Genomic DNA, 21,691 nt, shown 5'->3' on the forward strand with positions numbered 1-21,691 from the left:
TCTCAGTAAGGGACTTCCAACTAAAAAAATATCCTATCGGTGTGTAGGCAGAGGGGCACTTAGCTCTTAGCTGGGGGAGAAAGAAGAATATTATCTGAGTAAATTTGGATGCTACTTTTTGTTTTTCCGGTGTTTCAATCAAGATTAGCCAATTACTCTAAACTTAAAGCAGCGAGAGTCTTTAAATCCGGCACTTCTAAGTCAGGTTGAGTTACTGCTGATTTTGTGGTTTTAAGTCCTTTTTGACCGACTCGACGGTTTACCCAGACTGTTGATAGTCCGAGAGATTTGGCTGTAATGATATCGTGATATACACTAGCGGCAACGTGTAATATCTGTTCTAGTGGCAAATCAATTCTTTCAATAGCCAGTCTGAAATTGTTTAAGGAAGGTTTGTAGCTTTTTGCCTGTTCTGCTGTGATTATCTGGTCAAATTCTACCTGCAAGTGCTTTGCTGAGAAAGCAAAGAGATCATCATCTACATTTGAGATAATTACCAGTTTAAACTATTGCTTAAGGCTTTTAAGTGCCTCAACTGTATCAGGGAAAGGCAGCCAATGCTGAATCGAATCAGCAAGTGAATTTAGTTCCTCGGTAGTTGGCTCAAAACCAAATCGTTCACCATATTTCTGGACTACTCTCTTCAAAACTTCCCGATATTTGACATAGTCTCCTTTTTCCAGTTCTGCTTCAAATTCAGTAAACAGTTCTAGAATTTCCTCATCATCCAAATTAGTGTTATGTGCTAGCAGAAGTGGCTTTAGCAGCCCTAAGATACCTTTCTCCCAATCGATTAAGGTTCCGTAGCAATCGAAAGTTAATGCCTTGTACTGATTGAAGTAAATCATTTTTTATACTCTATAGCTTGATTAATAGTATTCAGTTTTCACAAACCAAAAGATGGGTTCACCCCAGAAATGTTGGCGCAGCCCGCCGCAGACATCGCCACATTTGCCGCTCTTAAAGTTTCTGAACGTTTCTTTCATTATCAAAGCAGAGTTTAAGTAGGTAAACAAGAAAAGACCAAATTTTCTCGGCAATCGATTTTTGAGAACGCAAAAGCATCAATAGTAATAATGTAGCCAGATATGTCTAGCATTTCTAACAGTGCAGGAATCTAATTGCAATCAGCTTAGTATTAATAATACTGAAGAATTCCTTAACCTAAATTTGTACTAGTTTTAACTTAATCTTTGCTTACGCTGTATGTCTTAGTAAGAAGATTATGTAGTAACTATGACAAAGTACAGTATTTCAATCGGTTTTTAGATGTATCTGTACCATTAATCTAGAGTTAAAAGCCAAATTGGAGGTTTTTAAAGTTGCTGTTTACTGCATTAAGGATTATAGATTCATGAAACTGCAACTCACCCAATTACATATACTCTCTCGCCAAATTAACTGGAGTGTAGACCCATGAAATGCATAGATGATGCTTGCATAGTAGAAAATTAGGTGTCTACCTCTATATCATAAAATTTGCATATTTTTTGCGGAATTTTCTTAACTTACCTGAGGAGTACAAATGCTTGAGGCGATCGCTGTTGCTTGGTTATTACTGTTTTTTGGCGATTTTTTCTCTACATTCTTTTATCACGTACCCGAGCACGTTTTTGGTAGCCTACATTTAAAAACGCACCACTCCTGGAAGAAGGACTTTCGCCATTACGCTATTTTGACTTTTAATCCCCAAGTTCTTTTAGATGGTATCTTGGGAGCTTTGCCTTATATACTTGTAGCAGTAGTCTTGTGGCCTTTCTCTCGCATCGGCGTTATCTCTGGATTACTGCTTGGTCAGTTTCATGTATGGTGGAGACACATAAGTGTGTTGGGTTGGCAAACTCCAAAGCCTGTAAATATTTTATGTCAAATTCTATTTATTACTACTCCTGAGAGACATTGGTTACATCATCACAAAACTAATTTAGGTTTCGGTGATATTTTCACCTTCTTTGAACAGCCTGCACAAATATGGTTACGCTGGCTGCGATTAGTCAGACTTCGTTTTCGCGCTTCTCATATCTAACTGAAACTACCGCTTACCTAAACACTTTTTAAAGTTACCAAAATCAGCTGCGATCGCAGCTGATTTTGGTACGCTAAAGGAAATTATTCTGCTTTCAAAAATACCCTAACTTACATACTCAATAAAGCTAATTCCCAATTTATCAGGAGTAGCAACAAGAGACATTAGTTTCCATAGATTAAAATCTATGGATTTATCTAATTATTTTTTTTTTACTTATAGCTACTTTAGAACTTATCAAATAGTAAGTGAGTTACAAGGATGGAAGAATACCTCTGGTAAAGAGTTTCAATGTATTTGCTCCCGTCCAACTTCGCTGTTATATCGCTAATGTTTTTGGGAAAACTAGTCTTAATTAGTAAATCATTATATCCCTAGATTTTTATGAGAATTCCTCTCTTTTCTGAAGATGCTAGGCGTAGCTTGCTTATGCAAAAGGGTACGGATAGCTACGGTGAAGGTAGCAGGAGGTTGAAATATAGTGTATGTTTCTCTTTAAGACACTACGCCAACAGACCAACACTGATTGTCAGAAATTTGCAGCCTGCTCTAGATGAGGTGTTTCATGCCCGCAGTTAGCCTCAGAAAGATGCTCAACAAAAAAGAGTTGCCATCTCTTATTCATAACTTAATATACCAGTTCAACATCGCGATTGATGTTGAACTGGTAGACGGCACGAAGCTAATTAGCATTGGAAAGCAAACTGTGGAAAATCGCTATCCAATCGAGGTTTCAGGAGAAATCATCGGTTGGGTTATTGGGGAAGAACAAGCAACTATACTTGCAAATTTGCTCTCATTTCTGGCAAAGCAAGAAGCTGAGAAGAAAGTACTCGCTAAAGAATTGCTGGAGCGATATCAGGAAATTGATTTGTTTGACGATATCTCGACTCAACTGACAACAAGTTTAGATACGCGACAGATTGCCCAACTTGTGCTTCAAGAATTGAGTCAATTAATTGAATCATCTGCAGGGATGATTCTGCTTTTGAGTCCAGATGCAACTGCGTTTGAAATCATTGCTGAATTTGGAGTGTTTTTTGATCACAGTCAGCCGGAACCGGGTAAGGGAATTATCGGCAACATTGTGCAATCCAACCGAGCAGAACTCGTCAATGATGTGCAAGCCGATCCGCGATTAGAGGGACAAAAAAACGTTAATGCGATGATTTGTGTACCGTTGCGAGCTAAAGAGCGGGTACTGGGAGCGATCGCTATTGGAACCGCCAAAACTGACTCATACAAGGCTGAACACTTGAAACTTGTGAGTATCTTTGCCTCTCAAACTGCGATCGCTATTGAAAAAGCTGTGCTTTACGAGCAAAGCACTCAAGCAGCTGTCCAGGCAAAAGCCCAGACACAGAAGCTTCAGCAAGCTCTCCATGAGTTGCAATTAGCCCAAACTCAGTTAATCCAAAGCGAAAAAATGTCCAGTCTCGGGCAACTCATTGCCGGAGTTGCCCACGAAATCAACAACCCGGTTAACTTTATTTGCGGCAATTTAAAGTATGTTGCCGAATATGCCCAAGACTTATTGCACCTGTTAGAAAAGTATCAGAAATTCATACCTGTTGCTCCTCCAGAACTGGAATCAGAGTTAGACAATATAGACCTGGAATTTATCATGCAGGATTTCCCCAAACTGCTAGATTCGATGAAATTGGGCACAGGTCGCATCGTTGAAATTGTCCAATCCCTGAAAAACTTCTCCCGCCATGATGAAGCTGAAATGAAAGCCGTGAACATCCACGATGGCATTGATGGAACGCTAATGATTCTTCATCATCGCCTGAAAGCAGATGTTCATCGTCCGGCAATTGAAATCGTTAAAGACTACGCAAAACTTCCGCCGATTGAATGCTATCCCGGACAGTTGAATCAGGTGTTTATGAACATCCTGGCAAATGCCATTGATGCTTTGGAAGAAAGTATGGAAAATTGGGGAGTCAAAAATAATTCTCAATCCCCAACCTCCAATCCCCAAATCACTATTCGTACCAAAGTTCTAGACCAACAGTGGGTTGTAATTCGCATCGCTGACAATGGTCCAGGCATGAAGGAGGAGGTAATTCGCCGCATTTACGATCCCTTCTTCACCACCAAAGATGTTGGCAAGGGAACGGGGTTAGGCATGGCAATCAGCTACCAAATTGTTGTAGACAAACATGGGGGAATGCTTAAGTGTCGTTCTCAACCGAGTGAAGGGACAGAATTCTGGATTCAGATTCCAGTAAATTGTGCATTGACAGACGCTGCTGAAGAACAAAATAGCACCTCTGGCTTGCCAACTCCCACAACAGAATTATCTCCTACTCCCGATACTGACGGCTTCATTTCATCAACAGTTCCAATACTTAAACCGACGGAGCTGCTGATCCGCCATACTCAACTGATTGAGCGACTTTCACAGCACAATCCAGATGTGGAAGTTGCATCACCCGATCAAATTTACCAGATGTTTCAACGCCAGCCAATTTCGTTAAAGCTTTACGCCACTTTGTTGTCTTGGTTCTGTTGTTTTAACCCTACCCAAATACGCCACTAAAGAAACCTTAACCATGTTTAAGCAACTTGATGAATACAACAGTCAGCTATTTGAACAATGTCCTGTTGGGCTAGCACTATGCCGAACAGATGGGACGTTAATTAACATCAACCCCGCCTATGCTGCTATTTTGGGGCGCACTGTTCCAGAAACCCTGAATCTCAGCTACTGGCAAATTACTCCAGAAAATTATGCTGCTACGGAGCAATCTTGTCTAGAAGACTTGGAACGAACTGGTCGCTATGGGCCTTATGAGAAGAAGTACATCCACAAAGGCGGGCATCTGGTTCCGGTGAGGTTATCTGGACTGATGATTGAAAAGGATGGAGAGCGCCTGATCTGGTCAAGTGTGGAAGATATTAGCGACCTCAGGCGTGCCCAGGAGGAACGTCAACACTCCGAAAAAATCTTGAAACAGAGCGAAGCACGATACCGCTCTCTGGTCAAAACTAACACGCAAATTATCTGGGTCAGCACACCAGAAGGAATTTGCTTTGAATTGACAGACTGGATTGCCTATACAGGTCAAAGTTTAGCTGAAGCAGAAAATGGGGGCTGGATTGATGCTGTACATCCCGACGATCGCGGCTATACCGTAGAAGCCTGGGGTGTTGCCGTAGCAAACCTGAGCATGTATCAAATTGAATATCGAATTCGTGGCAAGGATGGCAACTATCGCTACTTTTGGGTCTGGGGTGCCCCCGTTATCGAAGATGATGGTAGCGTTCGGGAATGGATTGGTACCTGCACTGATATTCATGATCGCAAGCTGGCAGAAGCCGAAAATCAGCGTCTTAAGGAACGATATCGCTCCTTAGTAACTGCTAGTTCACAGATCGTCTGGGGAGCTACCCCAGAAGGACTGGGAATAAGCAGTGAAATGCTTACCTGGATAGCATATACGGGGCAGAGCAAAGCTGAAGTTGAGGGTTGGGGCTGGATTGATCCAATTCACCCCGATGACCGTGCTAGATCCATAGAAGTTTGGAATACTGCTGTGACAAACCGGGGGATCTACCAAACCGAATATCGGCTGCGTGGCAAGGATGGTACATACCGTTACTTCTCTGTCTGTGGTGCCCCCGTCCTGGAAGAAGACGGCAGCATTCGGGAATGGATTGGCACTTGTACTGATATTCATGATCGCAAGCAGGCAGAAGCTGAAAATCAACGTTTATTGGATATGTTGAATCATTCCAGCGATGCGATCATTGTGCGCGACATGACCGAGAAAATCTTGTACTGGAATCAAGGTGCTGAAACTCTCTACGGTTGGACGCGTGAGGAAGTAAAAGGCCAATACATTCACGCATTTATTAAAAAAACCTTTCCAAAACCAAAACAAGAAATTGTAGCAGACTTATTACAGCAAGGCAATTGGGAAGGAGAAGTGGAACACCAGACTCATGAGGGTAAACTGATTACCGTGCAAAGCCGATGGACGTTGCAACGGGACATCTCTGGTCAACCCTGCGCGGTGCTGGAAATCAATACCGATATCACTGCCCGCAAACAAGCAGAAATCTCTCTGCGGCAACTGAATCAAGAACTGGAAGCCAGAGTTGCAGAGCGGACGGCTGCCATGCAAAATACCCTAGCAGAAGCACAGGGATTAAATGCCATTTTAGATAACTTAGCAGATGGTTTGTTAGTGGCAGACACCGCAGGACAAATCACTCACTTCAATCCTGCCTTTTTAACCATGTATGGATTGACAGCTAGCCCCCTCAACGGTCACTACCGAGAATTGCCGATATCTGGTTTAGCAGACCTGGTTGCACGAACTCAGTCCCATCCTCAAGAGGTTTTCTCTGCCGAAGTTGCACTGACCAAAGAACGCATTGGTCAGGCAGTGGCAACCGCCATTTTCAAAAAAACAGCAAACTCAGAACCCGCTACCTGCTTCGGTTCGGCGCTGCTAATTCGCGATGTAACGGCAGAAAAGGAAATCGACCAGATGAAGACCGATTTCATTTCAACAGTTTCCCATGAACTGCGGACGCCACTGACTTCTGTCCTCGGTTTTGCGTCCATCATTCAAGAAAAGTTGGAAACCGATGTGTTCCCAATGATTTCTACCGAAGACCGCAAACTTCAGAAAACGATTAAGCGGGTGGCTAACAATCTCAATATTATTGTGTCGGAAGCAGAACGGCTGACGTCTTTGATTAACGATGTTTTGGACATCGCCAAGATGGAAGCAGGTAAGGTGGAATGGCAGATGCAGCCGATTGATTCCAGCGAATTATTAGACTGGGCAACCAATTCTACTGCCGGTTTATTTGAAACCAATGGCTTGCAATTGGTCAGCGAGATTGAACCTGGACTGCCTCAGATAGTAGGCGATCGCAATCGTTTGCTGCAAGTTTTAATTAATTTGATTTCCAATGCCGTTAAGTTTACCGAATCTGGTTGTGTCAGCTGCCGCGTCAAACAGGAAAACGACGGTGTTTGCTTCAGCGTCATTGACACAGGCATTGGGATTGCGCCTGAAGACCAGCCGAAAGTATTCGAGAAATTCCGCCAAGTTGGCGACACCCTCACCGACAAACCCAAAGGCACAGGATTAGGACTGCCCATCTGTAAACAAATCGTCGATCATCACGGCGGTAGAATCTGGGTTGAGAGTGAACCAGGTAAGGGCAGCGTATTTTCATTTATCATTCCCACTTACGCCAGCGATCAAAAAAACACTGCTAATCTGAATTTGGATACGCTAGTCCAACAACTCAAAGAACACGTCATCACCAAAAATGCTGTGCTGAACCAAAACCGTAAAACCATTTTGGTTGTAGATGATGACGCTAACATTCGGGAACTGCTGCGTCAACAACTGGAAAACGAAGGCTACAACGTTCGGGAAGGAAAAGACGGCATGGATGCAATTCATCAAATCAAAATAGCTCGTCCCGATTTGATTCTTTTGGATGTGATGATGCCTCAAATCAACGGCTTCGATGTGGCAGCCGTTCTCAAAAATGATCCCCAAACCGCAGACATTCCAATTATCATTCTATCGATTATTGAAAATAAAGAACGGGGCTACCATATTGGCATTGATCGCTATCTCACCAAGCCCATTGACACGGAAAAACTCCTCAACGAAATTGACTCACTGCTTTACCAGGGTATTTCTAGTAAAAAGGTATTAGTTGTAGATAAAAATGCATCAGCTTTAAAAACCCTATCAGATGTACTGCAAACTCAAGGATACAGCGTGATTGAAGCCTCCGATCCGCAAGAATGCATTTATAAAGCCCTGTCAACCAAACCTGACATGATCATCATCGATTCTATCTTCTCTCAAGAAACTGATTTGGTGAAAACCCTACGCTTTGAAAAGGAGTTGGAAAATGTATTTTTTATTATGCTGTCTGAATAATAATCGCTGTGACTTAGTAGTGGGGATTGGAGACAGAAGGACTGCGCTCAGTGCATCGCTGGGGACTGGTACTGGTAACTAAGAACAAATTCTCCTAATACCTAATTCCTAATCCCCAGTACCTAATCTCTAATCCCCAATCTCCGATCCCTATGACTCAGAAAATTCTAATTGTTGACGATGAACCCAATATCTTAATTTTGATGGAACAAGCCTTAGAAGTATTAGAAGATGAAGGGATTGAACTTCTAACTGCTAGAAATGGAGAAGAAGCTCTCGAAACTATTAAAACTGAAAAACCAAACCTGGTTTTTCTTGATGTAATGATGCCTAAAATGAATGGTCTGCAAGTCTGTAATATTGTTAAACACGAACTACAAATGACTGACATCTACATTGTAATATTGACAGCGAAAGGACAGGAATTTGATAAACAAAAAGGAATTGAAGTTGGTGCAGATTTATATCTAACTAAACCATTTCGTCCCAAAGAAGTACTTGAAAAATCAATGCAGGTGTTGGGCTTTTGAGGAAAGTTATGAAGGCTTTTCATCTGCTTTGACAGTACTTGGAACAATTTGACTTTTCACGGGATCTAGAAAACCTCTCTTCTTCATCTCTCTCCTAGAAAAAGAGACAGAGACTTTGAATTTTCCCCCTTCCCGCATTAGGAAGGGCTGGTTTTTTATACAAGCAGAGAAAAATTAAAACTTGGTTTCAAAGCATTTATCCCCGTGGGAGAGGGATAAAAAGCCATGCCACAAAATGAGAAATCAAAACTTATGTACTTTTCTTTATTTGTATTAAACCACCCTACCTGATTAATTATCAGATGCGGCGATCAACATATACAGTGTCATAGACAATAGATACTGCATAGCTAGACTGAGCGTTAAAAATTGCGGATGCTGCTAACACAGCAAGTGAATGAAGTTAATTTAAAAAGCCAATAGCGCGCAACTTCCTTGCTTGGTCGAGGCGGTGATCCCAATCAGGCGGGCGCAAGCGGCATCGCAGGGAGAATAAGCCATCACCGAGCAAGATAAGGTTAACAACATTGGCTCTCTCAACCCTTGATCTGGCTTTTTTGTGCCAGCTATAAGAAATTAAGTCAAGCCTGCCATAAAAGGCTCCCTTGCTTGTTCAATCAGAAGGTAATTCTGGGAAAGCTTAATTTGTGAGAGCGAGAGGCTTTTGCCAGAAGGAACTAGAATTAGGAAACACCTAGCTGGGTTCTTCTGACTTTTGAAATTAGGAGTGCATGTGTGCCAAAATTCCCTAAATATTTGCTGATTGGATCGACCGAGACTTACAGCGGTAAATCTGCAACTGTTCTGGGTTTGTCTCATCAGCTACAGCAAAAAGGTCTGGATATTAGCTACGGTAAACCACTCGGTACGTCTTTCAATTCGTCTAGTGGAACCGTAATTGAGGAAGATGTCCAGTTCATCGCTCTTAGCCTCAATTTGCCGGAAAACCGCGTTGCACCTACAATGCTGGCTTTGGATGAACCAAATGTGCAAAAGCGCTTGCGGGGGGAAGACAAAACCGATTATCAGCAGTCCTTAATACAGCAATATTTGCATAAGTCTCAAGGAGATTTAGTGTTACTGGAGGGGCCTGGTAATTTGTCCGAAGGCAATTTGTTTGACTTGTCTTTGCTGCAAATGGCTGAAGTATTGAATGCTGGCGTGCTGTTAGTAGCCCGCTATAAATCGTTGCTTTCGGTTGAGGCGCTATTGACTGCGAAACAGCGTCTAGGCGATCGCTTGATTGGAGTTGTCATCAATGATATCCCTGTCACCCAACTAGAAGCAGTTGACACTCTCTTGCGCCCATTTTTGGAACAGCAGGAGATTCCAGTGCTAGCAATGCTGCCGAATAGCAATTTGCTCCGCAGTGTTAGTGTTGGCGAACTAGTCAAGCAGTTAAAGGCTGATGTTCTCTGTCGCAACGATCGCATGGATTTGTTAGTAGAAAGTCTGGCAATTGGAGCGATGAATGTCAATTCAGCTGTGAAATATTTCCGCAAACGCCGGAATATGGCAGTGGTGACAGGAGGCGATCGCGTGGAAATTCAGCAAGCGGCTTTGGAAACTTCTACCCAATGTTTAATTCTCACTGGGCAACTACCACCCCCGCCGTTCATTCTCAGTCGCGCTGAAGAACTAGAAATCCCCATTTTGTCTGTTGACTTAGACACCCTTACCACTGTAGAAATTGTTGACCGCACTTTTGGCCAAGTCCGTGTCCACGAGCCGATTAAGGTTCAGTGTATTCGCCAGTTGATGTCCCAGCATTTTGACATTGACCGCTTGTTATCCAAACTAGATTTAACTCCCGCAGCGGCATTGTCTTAGATTCATTGCTCAGTTATCAGTTAGGAGGCTGTATTGCTGGTGAAGGTACAGCTGGCACGCCGCCACCTCCCAGGCGACGGCGTGCTGTTTCTTTTCGCCCCATAGCTGGTATGTGCTTAGTTGCAGCAGCTAATCCAAAGACAGGCATATTCCCGTAAACCGCCTCATATCTTCCCGGTTCACTCTAGGAATTCATTTAACGCAGTGGCAGCCAGCGATGGACTGGATGATTACGGCTATCGCCGGATGCTTCAAGGGACGGAGCAGCGCCAAGGGCTTTCTGAAATCTTCTTAGCCAAAGGTGCCGTTTAGTTGGCTTTTTCGAGTTTCGCCCCCGGCGGATTTTCACCTCTGGTTTCCGGTCCGCATCCAGAAATCCCTCAATCGGGTAAATCTGAGAGATGATCACCGACGAAAGACGATCGCTAAATCCAAACTTTTTAAAAACTTGACGGTAAGCTTCAAAGCCAGAATCAGCAAGCAATTGGCGTAACTCTCCTTCAATAGTGTGTTCCTCGCATTGGAGATTACAGATCCTACGCGCATGTTCACGAACTGTTTGGGTGATACCCAAACCGACAGTTTTAGAGTAAAGGCAGTTCCTCCTGGGTGGTTCTGTCTTGTCCCTGATGCCATGCCTGCGAATCACCCGAAGGCCACAAAAGCCTAGTTCACTCTCAAGGCAAAACCAGAAGCGGTAACTTCTGGTGACATAAGGGAGGGAACAGCACACTAAAGGCAGCCGAGCTTACGAACGGCAGAAAGCCATAAAAGCTTGATTCATACAAAAAGCCCTAAGTTGCTGTGTACGTGTGCTGTACGTCTGGGTTGGACTCCAGACCGCGACGCGATCACAATGAGGGCGCGATCGCGTTTCGCCGGCTTTTTCAACCACCTCATCAGGCGGGTTTGCTAAATAGTTAAGTGGTTTTCGTTTGAGCCTCTTCAATTGAATCATGCTCATGTTCACATAACCCATAGGGGCCGCCGCCATCTTCGTCTGATTTGGCAGTTAATCTGTATTTTCCAGTTCCCTTACCTTGAGCATCTGCAATTTGAAGTACCTGAATCCACCAAGCCATAGGATTACTCCAGAGTTATCAAAAGCGATCGCGCACTTCCTGAAGTGCGCGATCGCAAAAAATGTAGATGTAATAGATTTAGTCCAGATTATTCCCCGCCACTGCGGTTTGTCACAGATTCACAAATTCGGGTACAACTGGTCAACTTCCTCCCATGCCTGACTAGCGAGATTCTCCAGAGCCATAGCCAGATATAAAGGATGGTCACCCCTGTTGTAAGCGCTCGAAGAAAATTTCAATTTGCAGGAATAGGATCTGGGGGTTCATAGAGTTGCGATCGCCGCGCGAACTTCATCGATGTCAACTTCCAAATAGGGGTCAAGCCCTTTATTGTCGCGGTGTCCGGTGATTTTGCGAATCACAGCTTTATCAACACCGTTTTTCCGCAATCGGTTTACCAAACTCCGGCGGGCAGTGTGAGTAGAAATTCCCTTAGTCCTGTAGGCTTTTTTTGGTCAGCAAGTCACCAGCAGATTTATCGGGAGTTGGCGAAGCTAGAAGATCAAGGATTGATTGGTTCCGAGTCGATTCTTCAAGCAAGACGGCCAGATAAAAGACTCTACAGTGTTACAGACTTGGGAGAACAGCATCTCAAAGAGTGGATTGCTCAATCTTGTGAACCCACACCGATTAAAGATGATTTACTGGTAAAAATTTTTGCTGGTCGTATTGTTTCTAACCAAACTATCTTGGCAGAGCTAGCACATCACCAAAAAGCCCATCAAAAAAAAATTGTCTACGTATAAGGACTTAGAACAACGTTACTTTCAGAATCCACAATAACTGTCAGAATCAGGCAAATTTCAGTATTTGACTCTCTTAAATGGTATTAGTTACGAAACACATTGGCTAGCTTGATGCAAGCAAGTAATGGAGTTACTGAACCAAACAATCGAAAATTAGTAGCAATGTTTAACTCAAGTTTTCCTCGTATCTACACGCTGTTTGGTAGAATATCTGGGTCGTTTAATCTGATTTTCTCCATCTTTGAGCCAATCAACAGACCTTATTAACCTAGATACATTAGCGCAAGAACTAGCGACAATCCAGCAAACGGGTTCTAAAAGAATTGCCTTGCTGGGTTCTCGTCACGTCCCGATTACGCATCAGAATCTTATTGAAATGATGACTTATGCCCTAGTTTTATCGGGTAATCGAATCATCACTTCTGGTGCTACAGGTACAAATTCAGCTGCTATCAAGGGAGCAACACGGGCTGATGCAAATTTGTTGACAGTGATTCTACCCCAAAGCTTGGAACGCCAGCCTTTGGAATCGCGCCAGCAACTAGAACAGGTAATGCATCTAGTCGAAAATCCCAGTAATGATAATCTGTCTCTTGCTGAAGCTAGTTACTTGTGCAACAAGGAGATTGTCTCCCGTTGTCAGCAACTAATTTGCTTTGCGTTTCACGACAGTGGCACCCTGTTACAAACTTGTCAGGATGCCGAAGAACAAAGAAAAGTGGTGACGCTTTTCTACTTTGATTAGTCATTTGTCATTTGTCTTTCGTCATTTGTCCTTTGTATTAGACTAATGACCGATGGCTGATGACTAATAAACAATAACTAATAAGTAATGATAATTTTTTTGTACTCGATCGCTGCTGCTGTCGTTCTAATTTACGTGCCATTTTTGCTAGTAGCTTATGCCCGTGCGCGTATTGGATCTGAAATGTTTTCTACTCCTCGCGCTCTATTTGATAAATTGCCACCTTATGCCCAACGAGCTACTTGGGCACATCAGAATACCTTTGAAGCGTTTATGGTGTTTGCAGCAGCCGCATTGATGGCTTATGTAACTGGTGTAAACTCAACTAAGGCACAAGTGGCTGCGATCGCCTTTGTGGTGGCCCGTTTGCTATACTCGATTTTTTATATTTTGAATATACCCCTTTTGCGATCGCTGATGTTTGCTATTGGCATGCTTAGCTGTGCCACTCTCTTTTTCTTAAGCATCATCCAGGCTACTAGTTAATTGGGGCATGAAGAGTGGGGAGTGGGGAAGAGTTTTCCCAATCTAAAATTGTTCGACTGAGCGAAGTCGAAGTCCAAAATCTTAAATCCAAAATATTTTATGGCTTCTACTTTTTCCTTTGACATTGTGAGCGACTTTGACCGACAAGAGTTGGTTAACGCTGTCGATCAAGTTATCCGAGACATCAAAGGTCGTTATGACCTCAAAGACACTGAAACTACTGTCGAGCTAGTTGAAGAAAGTATTAACGTTAGTACTGACAGCGAGTTTACCTTAGATTCTGTACACACCATTCTGCGAGAAAAAGCTGCCAAGCGTAACCTCTCCCAAAAAATCTTTGATTTTGGCAAGGTTGAATCAGCAAGTGGTAATCGCGTGCGTCAAGAAATCAAACTCAAAAAAGGCATCAGTCAGGAAATCGCCAAACAAATTTCTAAATTGATTCGGGACGAATTCAAAAAGGTACAAGCTTCAATTCAAGGTGATGCTGTACGGGTTTCTGCCAAATCTAAAGATGACTTACAAGTAGTCATGCAGCGCTTAAAACAAGAAGACTACCCAGTTGCTTTGCAATTTACAAACTATCGTTAAAAGATTCGTAATTCATAGTTAATAATTCAATTACGAATTACGAATTATGAATTACGAATTATTATTAAGTCCGTCCGCCAATACTTCTTTGAAATGCCGGACGCTCAGATAACTGCTTCATATAGTTCAACACTGCTGGATAGGGGCTGAGGTCTAGCTTCAGCATGACGGAAATGTAACTTAAAATAGACCCAACTGCCACATCAGCAACAGTGAACTCATCACCAAGTACAAAAGGTTGCTTACTGAAAATTTCATTTAACGGAGTCAACAAGCGGGGCATTTCCCGTTCCCGACTTGCTTCTACAAAAATCCCTGGCCCAAGGGTAGCATTAGCAAACAAAACCCATTGGTAAAATACAGCACGTTCCTCTGATGAAAGTGAACTTTTACTGTACTTATCGGCAAGATACAGCAAAATTGCTCCAGATTCCCAAAGTTTAAAATCCCCATCAACAATTGCTGGAACTTTACCAACTGGGTTAATTTCCAAATATGCAGGCTGTAGATGTTCACCCACTTGCATATCAAGCTTGACAAATTCGTAGGGAATTCCTAATTCCTCTAAATACCAGTGAACAATTGAGGCTCGACTACGAGCGCCACCGTAAAGTTTGAGCATAATTACTTAAAGAACTTTGTGAGTATGAGAATGTTGTTTAACGTTATCTTCTTTGGTGACAACTCTAGCGGCATTTAATACCCGCTTGCGCTCAATGGAATACTTAAATTCTGTGTAGTTTGTACCTAAGGGAATTAAAGATTTTGCAGATTCACGACGCTTGTAAGTACGAGCTGCTGCAAATGCCCGTGCGACAAATTCTTCTCCAAACTGAGCCGACTCTGGGAAGCCATCTGGCAACAGTAGCGAATCACCATCCAGCAGAGATCCCAAAGTTGTTGCATGAGCCAGCTTATAGGAGGTAGGAATGCCCTTTAAGAGCGCTTCCAAAGCCGCAGAGGGAATTGGTTCTATAACTTCGATTTGATAAACCTCGCCATCTTCTTTGACGAAGCAGGTTGCCAAGCCGATAACAATATAATCATCGCTTGCTAAATCAGGGGCATTAGGATAGGAAATTGCGGTTGTCATCGGAAAATTTCTCAAAATTTAAAAATTGGATTTAGGGGTTGGGGATTAGGAATTAGGGATTAGGCATTGAGTAAGAGTGGGAAGTGAATTCTTCGCAGTTCCCAGTAAAGAGCGATGCACTGAGTTTCGACTCTGCAAAAATCGAGTTTCGGCTACGCGCTAATCAAGCCAAGTCGAGATTCAACTACCGCTTGTCGTTGGCGCAGCCTCTCGTAGAGAAGTCTCCCCAGCCCTTGAAATTAGGGATTAAGGATTAGGCATTGAGTGAGAGTGGAAAGTGAATTTTTTGCAGTTCCCAGTTCCCAATCCCTAAATCCCCAATCCCTTCTTTAATGAACAACTTGTTGGCATTTTACCAATTTGTCGCTCTTACTACTTGAGTAGTATGCCACGGTGGAAATAGAGCAACCATTTAAAATCTCTAAAGAGCTTATTCCATAATACTTTTGACTTTTGCCTTGCAATGCTAGCCTTTGAGATTGACATCTGCTATTTCTGGAATTCACCTTGCGGATGAAGTATTCATGATTAGGTTTGAGGATGAATTGTTTATTTAGGGCGTAGATTCCTGTTGTGTGGCTAGGTTAAGTTCTCTCTTGAGTTCGCTTTCATGTAACCCTAAGTACTTTAAAAATAGACATAGTGGTAAAAACACTAATAGAAAAAACTAGATTTGATTCCACAAAGCACGGATATAATGTAGGTTAAGATGAATATTCACTCATTTTTAGCTGACGGTGACCAGCAAAGTAACAAATATATATTTGTTTTAAATATTACAAATGAAGCCCAAGGACAGAGGAAAAATGATAGTGGCGAATCTGTTTTAGGCGATCGCTATTTACGCTCTTGTGCATTGAGGTCGGCTCAACAAGGAGATTATACTGAAGCGATCGCACTTTTAAACCAACTAATTTCCCGCCATCCCCACAATGCGATTGATTACAACAACCGAGGGCTAATTTATTTTCAAAGTGGTGAAAGGCAAAAAGCGCTTTCCGATTATAATACCGCCCTAAAACTAAATCCCTATTTGGCTAGTGCTTATAATAATCGGGCAAATTACTACGCGGCTTGTGGAGAATTAGCAGCAGCACTTGCCGACTACGATCAAGCGATTGATTTGAATCCTCGCCATGTCCGGGCGTGGATTAACCGAGGCATTACCTGGCGTGATTTGGGGCAATATGAGGAGGCAGTTGAGAATTTTGAGTTAGCCCTGCTTTTCGGTCAACTAGAAGGTCATATCTGGGCTGAACGCGGCAGGACTTACCATCTTTGGGGCGACTGGAATTGTGCGATCGCTGATTATCGTCGCGCCCTTACTCAACTGCCCTCTATCGACAACAGTAAGGATATTACTGGTTGTCGCTTGCGTTTACAACTCGAAAATTGGCTCAACGAGTTGCTATCTTATCAGCGTCCTAATTGGTAGATTAATCCTTTTTGCAAATTCAGGATTCAAAAAGTAGATTCTTCATTTTGAATTTTGAATACTTCGGCTACGCTCAGTACAAGTTTTGAATTTTGAATTGGAGCGTAGCGACGCTGTATCGCTAATGACTAATAGAAGATAGCTACATAGCTATTCAAAAATTAGCTATTAACCATTATTTATTAGCAATAATATAAATTAACACCCGGTTTATACGTAGCCTGAATCACAAGAAACTTAAATAATCTCAAATTCGCTATTTGTCTTAGGGTGATGACTCTGTTTGTTCATCTTCTCGGCGCTCCGGATTCATCAAGATGACCCGACGCTGAGTAGGATCAAATCTGTATCCTTGTTGTTGCATAATACTTTTGGTTTGCTGAGGATCGAAGTTACGGCTAAATTCTACCTGCAAACTATTGACATGTACTTCCATCAGTTTGACTTCAGTATTAATTTCGCGCAACTTTTGTTGCTGTGACCAATGATAAGGCACAAGTTGTGCTAAAGCAGATCCTGCAACGGCTGTAATCACAAGATTAACTGCTATTTTGGCTGTGCTTTCCAGTGCCATCATCTGGTAAGAACGTTGGCGAAGATGCCGCTTTGGTCGAGGAATGACCTGGCGCTTTTGTATAGGTTGTAACGGTGGTCTGGAGGGCTGAATTGCGTTCATGATGCTAAAAAATAACCTCGCTGAGTGAAGGGAAGCACTGTAAAAGCTCTCTGGCGCTAATTATTGCTGATTTAGCTGTCATATTACTTCATTTTTTTGAAATAGCTACAAGTGTTGCACTAGTTAAAAAATAACCTGGCTTACGTAAGTGCAAGGTTCCTAGATACTTATGGCGTAAAGTCATAAGGTATGGAAATTGCACCCCGTACTGCCAGGATTATTAGCTTTTTTACTGTGTCACATCGTAGCCTTATTTGTAAAGTTCTGTGGCTAATCGCCAAGCTAGAACTCCGGGGATCAAGGCCACAACTAGAGCAATGTAGACTTGAGTATCTGAGATGGAAGATATCTGAGCGATGTACAGAGTATCTAAGATAGGCATGGCTGAAAACCTCCTAACCTGAATAGATTTTGAACAGTTCGTTTACTACTTTTCCTTGTTTTGCCAAGATTGGGGAATATCTTGTTACAAGATGCAACAAAAGCAGTTATTGGTCAGTAGTTCTTAGTGATTCTTTATTAAAAAAATTCATAAAACTATGGATTTGTATTTGGGTATCGACTTCGGCACATCTGGCGCACGCGGTGTAGTGATTGATGAGGGAGCCTCTTGTATTCAGGCACAGGTGCGATATGCCTTCCAAGACTCACCAGCCTCTGTTATGCCAAAAATTTGGCAGGAGGCTTTGTTTGTGCTGGTGGAACAAATACCTAACCAATTGCGGCGAGAAATAAAAGCGATCACCATTAATGGTACTTCCTCCACCGTCTTGCTGGTCGATGCTGCTGGCAATCCAACAGATGCACCATTGCTGTATAACGATGCGCGGGGATCATCTGTGCTAGAGCATTTGAGGAGTATAGCACCTCCCAATCATACTGTCTTGAGTGCCACCTCCAGCTTGGCCAAACTGATGTGGATGAGGCAATTACCTTCTTTTAGTGAAGCTAAATATTTTTTGCATCAAGCAGATTGGCTGGCGTTTCTCCTACATGGACAGTTGGGGATTAGCGATTACCATAATGCATTAAAGCTGGGTTATGACGTGGAAGAGTTGAAATACCCAGAATGGCTAGAAAATTTGCAAATACCGATTCAGTTACCCAAAGTTTTAACTCCTGGGACTCCGATTGCCGAATTGCGCCCTGAAATTGCGGATAAGTTTCATTTCCGGCGTGATTGTCTGGTGTGTGCTGGTACAACTGATAGTATTGCCGCTTTTATTGCCAGTGGAGCAAAATTACCTGGTGAAGCTGTGACTTCCCTTGGTTCAACGTTGGTACTAAAGTTGTTAAGTCGTACCCGTATAGAGGATGCGCGATATGGAATTTACAGCCATCGGTTGGGTGATTTGTGGCTGACTGGTGGTGCTTCTAATACTGGGGGTGCAGTGCTACAGCAATTTTTTACAAACGCTGAGTTAGAAAGCCTTAGCCGGGAGATTGATGCATCAAAAGCTAGCGAGTTAGATTATTATCCGTTGTTGAAGGTAGGCGATCGCTTTCCGATTAACGATCCCAATTTAGCCCCACGTTTGTCACCACGCCCAGATAATCCAGTGGAATTTTTGCATGGGTTATTAGAAAGCATTACCCGTATAGAAGCGCGAGGGTATGAATTATTACAAGAAATGGGCGCAGACAAGTTGAGCCGTGTTTATACCGCTGGCGGTGGCGCGGCGAATGATACTTGGACTGCAATTAGAGCGCGTTATTTGCAGGTTCCTGTAGTAATCTCAGTGTATACAGAAGCAGCTTACGGAACGGCGCTGTTGGCGATGGGAGGCGGAAGTAAGGGTGAACAAGAGTTGATTGTGTAACAATCTCTTCGTAGGTATTTCGTAAATCAGTATCTATCCCAGTGACAATCTACATATCTCGGCCGATACTGGGATGATTAGATACCGGACATTTGATTCCAGGTTTATCATCTGGGCAGCTATTCGGGGATGGGTGCTTCGCCACAAGCGAATGTCATCTATCCCCTTTATTATTATCCGTGTGAGAAAAAGATAGCCTAGCGTCGCTCGCGGTAACGGGTGGATTCATGTAATAGAAGACTTGCTTCTGGACGACCAATATTTAGCTTAAAAAAAGAAAAACTTAAACTTTATTCGTGTAGAAAAAAGTGGGAAAAGTGGGATAAGTAGGATATTGTCAGAAAGCAGTTAACAAGCGTCAAACGGCTGTATAATCTAATTTGTAGTAGAAAAAAGCAATACCTTCGCCAAAAGTGAGAGGAGAAAAAAAATGCAACAGAAACAAAAGATTTCGCAGCAAGGAGTTTTGTTTTCGGAGCTAAAAACGGAAGAAGAAGAAGCTTTTTCAGGAGGACAGACTTCTCTTGAGCTATGTAGCGGTTCTACAACAATTGTTGTGGGTTCATTAAAGGTAGATAGATTAACGGGAAGGGTAATAGTAGGGTAACTGGGGTTGTGAGCGAGCTAGCTGTGTGCGGATTTTGGATTTGATGAGGTATAATATATACCTCATTCATGCAACTTACGTCAAACGCTCTATTAGCTTGAACAAACTTCTTTAAAACTTCTGCCCCGCGCGAAAAGTGTCAGTTGACTAGGTGAGCATTTGTGCTTACCCTTATTCCGGCTAATTTTATGGCCAGCCAGCAACAAAATCCCCAGCAAGAAAGTTTGGCTGGTTTTGCTTTTGATTTATACCTTTGACAAAACCCCCGATATTTTTTGGCACATTCATCTAAAGTTTTACCCAGTTCTAGGAAAGCCGGATGCCCGAAGAGTCAATCCATCAACAGTCAATTGGTCATAAGTGCCATAGTTACTGAAATCGTAGAAAAAACTGCGTCGCATTTGAGCAGCTTTGGGATTGCCATGAATGTAGCGCAGAGTATTTAATGCTCGCTTAATATCCGTGGGTGGAAACCCACAGCTATAATATCTCGCCTCCCAAAAGTGTCCTGTGCGATTGAGCATTCGATTAAAGCACATGGCTGTGTACCAATTGAGAAAATGCATGATTTTAGGCAAATCTTCTGAGGTAGCTGGTTCTATGAGATAGTGGACGTGGTTCGACATGATGCACAACGCATAAAGTTTGAAGCCATATTTGTCCAAACCTTTTTTTATTGCATATAAGAAGACTTCCCGGCATTCTCGCCGCGCCAAGTTAAATTCGCGGTTGTTGCAGCGCGTAGTAATGTGGTAAGAAAATCCTGCTGACAAATTTCTTTTCTGGCGGGTCATTTTAGTTATACCAAGTTGTCAAACTTAACAGGCGGATTGCTAATTATCGACTACGTTCTTTCACATCTCGAAAATAACGATACCGTTGCGTCAATTCTAGGTTTTTTCACATCTCGACAATGATATATAGCGTTTCTGGATTGAGTCCAATACAGACTTAACCCCCAGCCCCTTAAGAGCAAGGAAAGCTACGGTGTACACACAAGTCGAATTACCCCCCTTAGTCCCCCCTTATAAAGGGGGGAAACAGGAAATCTAGTTCCCTCCCCTTTATAAGGGGAGGGTTAGGGTGGGGTGATTTGCAAACTGAAAACTTCTATTATTGCTGTGGTGTTGCTGAATCTCAAGATGATAGTGTGGGCAACATGAGCGCCCCGATATACAAAGGATGCTTATGTTGCCCGTCTCACAAAACTAACAAAATCATCCCGCAAATATGTAACGCCATTGCTTTCTTTAGTTGACAGTTAGTAGCCTATCCTGATGCTGGAAAAACTTCAGGTATTTTGTAGATGCGGATAAATGCCTTATGGCAATAGCTGTCTTAATAACAGCAAGCGGAACACGGAGGTAAAAAAGTGCAAATCACTAAGCGCAACGTTGAGTTAAGAGTAGATGGCAGCTTAATGCGTGTTTATGTTGCAGCTCCCAAAACAGCAGGAAAATACCCTGGTATTATCTTCTATAGTGATATTTATCAGTTAGGTGATCCAATGATTCGTCTAGCTAACTACTTAGCAGGATACGGCTATGTAGTAGCAGCCCCAGAAATTTTTCACCGAATTGAGCCAGTTGGTTTAGTAATTGAGCCAGACGATCTGGGAAGAATGCGCGGTAATGACGATGCGCGTCGAACCTCGGTAGCTGATTATGATACCGATTGCCTTGCTGTGATTGAATTTCTGAAAACAGAGAGTGCAGTTTCTCCAAATCAAATAGGCACTCTCGGCTTTTGTATTGGTGGACATTTAGCTTTCCGCGCCGCATTTCAAAGCGAAATTCGGGCTTGTGTCTGCTGTTACCCTACTGGCATTCCCAGTGGCAAACTGGGTAAAGAGGTAGCCAATACAATCCAAAGGGTAAGTGAAATTAAAGGCGAGATGCTGATGATATTTGGTACTCTTGATCCTCATATACCAGAGAGCGATCGCCAAACCATAATAAAAGCAATTGAGAATGCTAACATACCTCACCAAGTTTTCTTGTATGAATCCCCAGCCTTTACGACTAAGTGAGCGAAGCGAAACTTAGTCAGGCTGGGGAGTGTCAAGACTATTGGCTAATAGCCGGAGTGAAGTCAACG

At 42.8% G+C, this 21,691-nt stretch carries 24 protein-coding genes; 13 read left to right on the forward strand and 11 right to left on the reverse strand.

What is annotated here, in order from left to right; all coding sequences use genetic code 11:
- Nucleotides 1–152: 152 nt before the first annotated feature.
- Nucleotides 153–500, reverse strand: coding sequence for an HAD hydrolase-like protein (locus tag V7L20_RS02975; protein ID WP_334742660.1), 348 nt, complete (start codon nt 498–500; stop codon nt 153–155).
- Nucleotides 501–506: 6 nt separating this feature from the next.
- Nucleotides 507–848, reverse strand: a complete 342-nt coding sequence (locus V7L20_RS02980; RefSeq protein WP_334742639.1) for an HAD family hydrolase — start codon at nt 846–848, stop codon at nt 507–509.
- A 677-nt stretch (nt 849–1,525) separates the two neighbouring features.
- On the opposite strand from V7L20_RS02980, the gene V7L20_RS02985 reads away from it, so the two are divergent.
- The 5 genes from V7L20_RS02985 (at nt 1,526) to V7L20_RS03005 (ending at nt 10,313) form a co-directional block, all read left to right on the forward strand.
- The gene (locus tag V7L20_RS02985) at nt 1,526–2,026 is read left to right on the forward strand and encodes a fatty acid hydroxylase (protein ID WP_334742640.1); all 501 of its coding nucleotides are present in this window, start codon (nt 1,526–1,528) and stop codon (nt 2,024–2,026) included.
- 565 nt (nt 2,027–2,591) lie between these two features.
- On the forward strand, nt 2,592–4,571 hold the full coding sequence (locus tag V7L20_RS02990) for a GAF domain-containing sensor histidine kinase (protein WP_334742641.1): 1,980 nt from the start codon (nt 2,592–2,594) through the stop codon (nt 4,569–4,571).
- A gap of 13 nt (nt 4,572–4,584) precedes the next feature.
- Nucleotides 4,585–7,953 (forward strand): PAS domain S-box protein, encoded by a 3,369-nt coding sequence (locus tag V7L20_RS02995; RefSeq protein WP_334742642.1) that lies wholly within the window; start codon nt 4,585–4,587, stop codon nt 7,951–7,953.
- Between the two features lie 152 nt (nt 7,954–8,105).
- Nucleotides 8,106–8,483 (forward strand): response regulator transcription factor, encoded by a 378-nt coding sequence (locus V7L20_RS03000; protein ID WP_334742643.1) that lies wholly within the window; start codon nt 8,106–8,108, stop codon nt 8,481–8,483.
- 735 nt (nt 8,484–9,218) lie between these two features.
- Nucleotides 9,219–10,313, forward strand: a complete 1,095-nt coding sequence (locus V7L20_RS03005; RefSeq protein WP_334742644.1) for a phosphotransacetylase family protein — start codon at nt 9,219–9,221, stop codon at nt 10,311–10,313.
- Nucleotides 10,314–10,329: 16 nt separating this feature from the next.
- Here V7L20_RS03005 and V7L20_RS03010 read toward each other — a convergent pair whose 3' ends face one another.
- The 4 genes from V7L20_RS03010 to V7L20_RS03025 form a co-directional block, all read right to left on the reverse strand.
- Nucleotides 10,330–10,461 carry a hypothetical protein gene (locus V7L20_RS03010; protein ID WP_334742645.1) on the reverse strand — a complete coding sequence of 44 codons (132 nt, stop codon included), beginning with the start codon at nt 10,459–10,461 and terminating at the stop codon, nt 10,330–10,332.
- A 48-nt stretch (nt 10,462–10,509) separates the two neighbouring features.
- A complete protein-coding gene (locus tag V7L20_RS03015; protein WP_334742646.1) occupies nt 10,510–10,887 on the reverse strand; it encodes a hypothetical protein in 378 nt (125 codons plus the stop codon).
- Between the two features lie 346 nt (nt 10,888–11,233).
- Complete coding sequence (locus tag V7L20_RS03020; RefSeq protein ID WP_334742647.1) at nt 11,234–11,395, reverse strand: hypothetical protein; 162 nt, start codon at nt 11,393–11,395, stop codon at nt 11,234–11,236.
- Nucleotides 11,396–11,658: 263 nt separating this feature from the next.
- Complete coding sequence (locus tag V7L20_RS03025; RefSeq protein WP_334742648.1) at nt 11,659–11,796, reverse strand: hypothetical protein; 138 nt, start codon at nt 11,794–11,796, stop codon at nt 11,659–11,661.
- 15 nt (nt 11,797–11,811) lie between these two features.
- Here V7L20_RS03025 and V7L20_RS03030 point away from each other — a divergent pair, with 15 nt between their 5' ends.
- The 4 genes from V7L20_RS03030 (at nt 11,812) to V7L20_RS03045 (ending at nt 13,963) form a co-directional block, all read left to right on the forward strand.
- Nucleotides 11,812–12,141 carry a PadR family transcriptional regulator gene (locus tag V7L20_RS03030; protein ID WP_334742649.1) on the forward strand — a complete coding sequence of 110 codons (330 nt, stop codon included), beginning with the start codon at nt 11,812–11,814 and terminating at the stop codon, nt 12,139–12,141.
- Nucleotides 12,142–12,382: 241 nt separating this feature from the next.
- Complete coding sequence (locus tag V7L20_RS03035; protein ID WP_292860451.1) at nt 12,383–12,886, forward strand: DNA recombination-mediator protein A; 504 nt, start codon at nt 12,383–12,385, stop codon at nt 12,884–12,886.
- Between the two features lie 87 nt (nt 12,887–12,973).
- Nucleotides 12,974–13,372, forward strand: a complete 399-nt coding sequence (locus tag V7L20_RS03040; protein WP_334742650.1) for an MAPEG family protein — start codon at nt 12,974–12,976, stop codon at nt 13,370–13,372.
- 99 nt (nt 13,373–13,471) lie between these two features.
- Nucleotides 13,472–13,963: a YajQ family cyclic di-GMP-binding protein gene (locus tag V7L20_RS03045; RefSeq protein WP_012411046.1), complete on the forward strand. Its 492-nt coding sequence runs from the start codon at nt 13,472–13,474 to the stop codon at nt 13,961–13,963.
- Between the two features lie 64 nt (nt 13,964–14,027).
- On the opposite strand, the gene V7L20_RS03050 is transcribed toward V7L20_RS03045, so the two are convergent.
- Nucleotides 14,028–14,585, reverse strand: coding sequence for a glutathione S-transferase family protein (locus V7L20_RS03050; RefSeq protein WP_334742651.1), 558 nt, complete (start codon nt 14,583–14,585; stop codon nt 14,028–14,030).
- Nucleotides 14,586–14,591: 6 nt separating this feature from the next.
- Nucleotides 14,592–15,056, reverse strand: a complete 465-nt coding sequence (locus tag V7L20_RS03055; protein WP_334742652.1) for a hypothetical protein — start codon at nt 15,054–15,056, stop codon at nt 14,592–14,594.
- 709 nt (nt 15,057–15,765) lie between these two features.
- On the opposite strand from V7L20_RS03055, the gene V7L20_RS03060 reads away from it, so the two are divergent.
- A complete protein-coding gene (locus V7L20_RS03060) occupies nt 15,766–16,491 on the forward strand; it encodes a tetratricopeptide repeat protein (RefSeq protein ID WP_334742653.1) in 726 nt (241 codons plus the stop codon).
- Between the two features lie 265 nt (nt 16,492–16,756).
- On the opposite strand, the gene V7L20_RS03065 is transcribed toward V7L20_RS03060, so the two are convergent.
- Together V7L20_RS03065 and psaM are read right to left on the reverse strand one after the other, a co-directional pair.
- Nucleotides 16,757–17,167, reverse strand: a complete 411-nt coding sequence (locus tag V7L20_RS03065; RefSeq protein ID WP_334742654.1) for a hypothetical protein — start codon at nt 17,165–17,167, stop codon at nt 16,757–16,759.
- A gap of 250 nt (nt 17,168–17,417) precedes the next feature.
- Nucleotides 17,418–17,507, reverse strand: a complete 90-nt coding sequence (gene psaM, locus V7L20_RS03070) for a photosystem I reaction center subunit XII (RefSeq protein ID WP_040630342.1) — start codon at nt 17,505–17,507, stop codon at nt 17,418–17,420.
- Between the two features lie 199 nt (nt 17,508–17,706).
- Between psaM and V7L20_RS03075 the strand changes: the two genes are divergently transcribed.
- Both V7L20_RS03075 and V7L20_RS03080 read left to right on the forward strand, forming a co-directional pair.
- On the forward strand, nt 17,707–18,987 hold the full coding sequence (locus tag V7L20_RS03075; RefSeq protein WP_334742655.1) for an FGGY-family carbohydrate kinase: 1,281 nt from the start codon (nt 17,707–17,709) through the stop codon (nt 18,985–18,987).
- A 430-nt stretch (nt 18,988–19,417) separates the two neighbouring features.
- Nucleotides 19,418–19,594 (forward strand): hypothetical protein, encoded by a 177-nt coding sequence (locus V7L20_RS03080; protein WP_334742656.1) that lies wholly within the window; start codon nt 19,418–19,420, stop codon nt 19,592–19,594.
- Between the two features lie 296 nt (nt 19,595–19,890).
- Here the strand turns inward: V7L20_RS03080 and V7L20_RS03085 are convergent, their stop codons facing one another.
- On the reverse strand, nt 19,891–20,388 hold the full coding sequence (locus tag V7L20_RS03085) for a transposase (RefSeq protein ID WP_334742657.1): 498 nt from the start codon (nt 20,386–20,388) through the stop codon (nt 19,891–19,893).
- A 578-nt stretch (nt 20,389–20,966) separates the two neighbouring features.
- On the opposite strand from V7L20_RS03085, the gene V7L20_RS03090 reads away from it, so the two are divergent.
- Nucleotides 20,967–21,623, forward strand: coding sequence for a dienelactone hydrolase family protein (locus V7L20_RS03090; protein WP_334742658.1), 657 nt, complete (start codon nt 20,967–20,969; stop codon nt 21,621–21,623).
- Nucleotides 21,624–21,691 lie beyond the last annotated feature (68 nt).

Source organism: Nostoc sp. (genome assembly GCF_036916735.1).
Taxonomy (GTDB): Bacteria; Cyanobacteriota; Cyanobacteriia; order Cyanobacteriales; family Nostocaceae; genus Nostoc.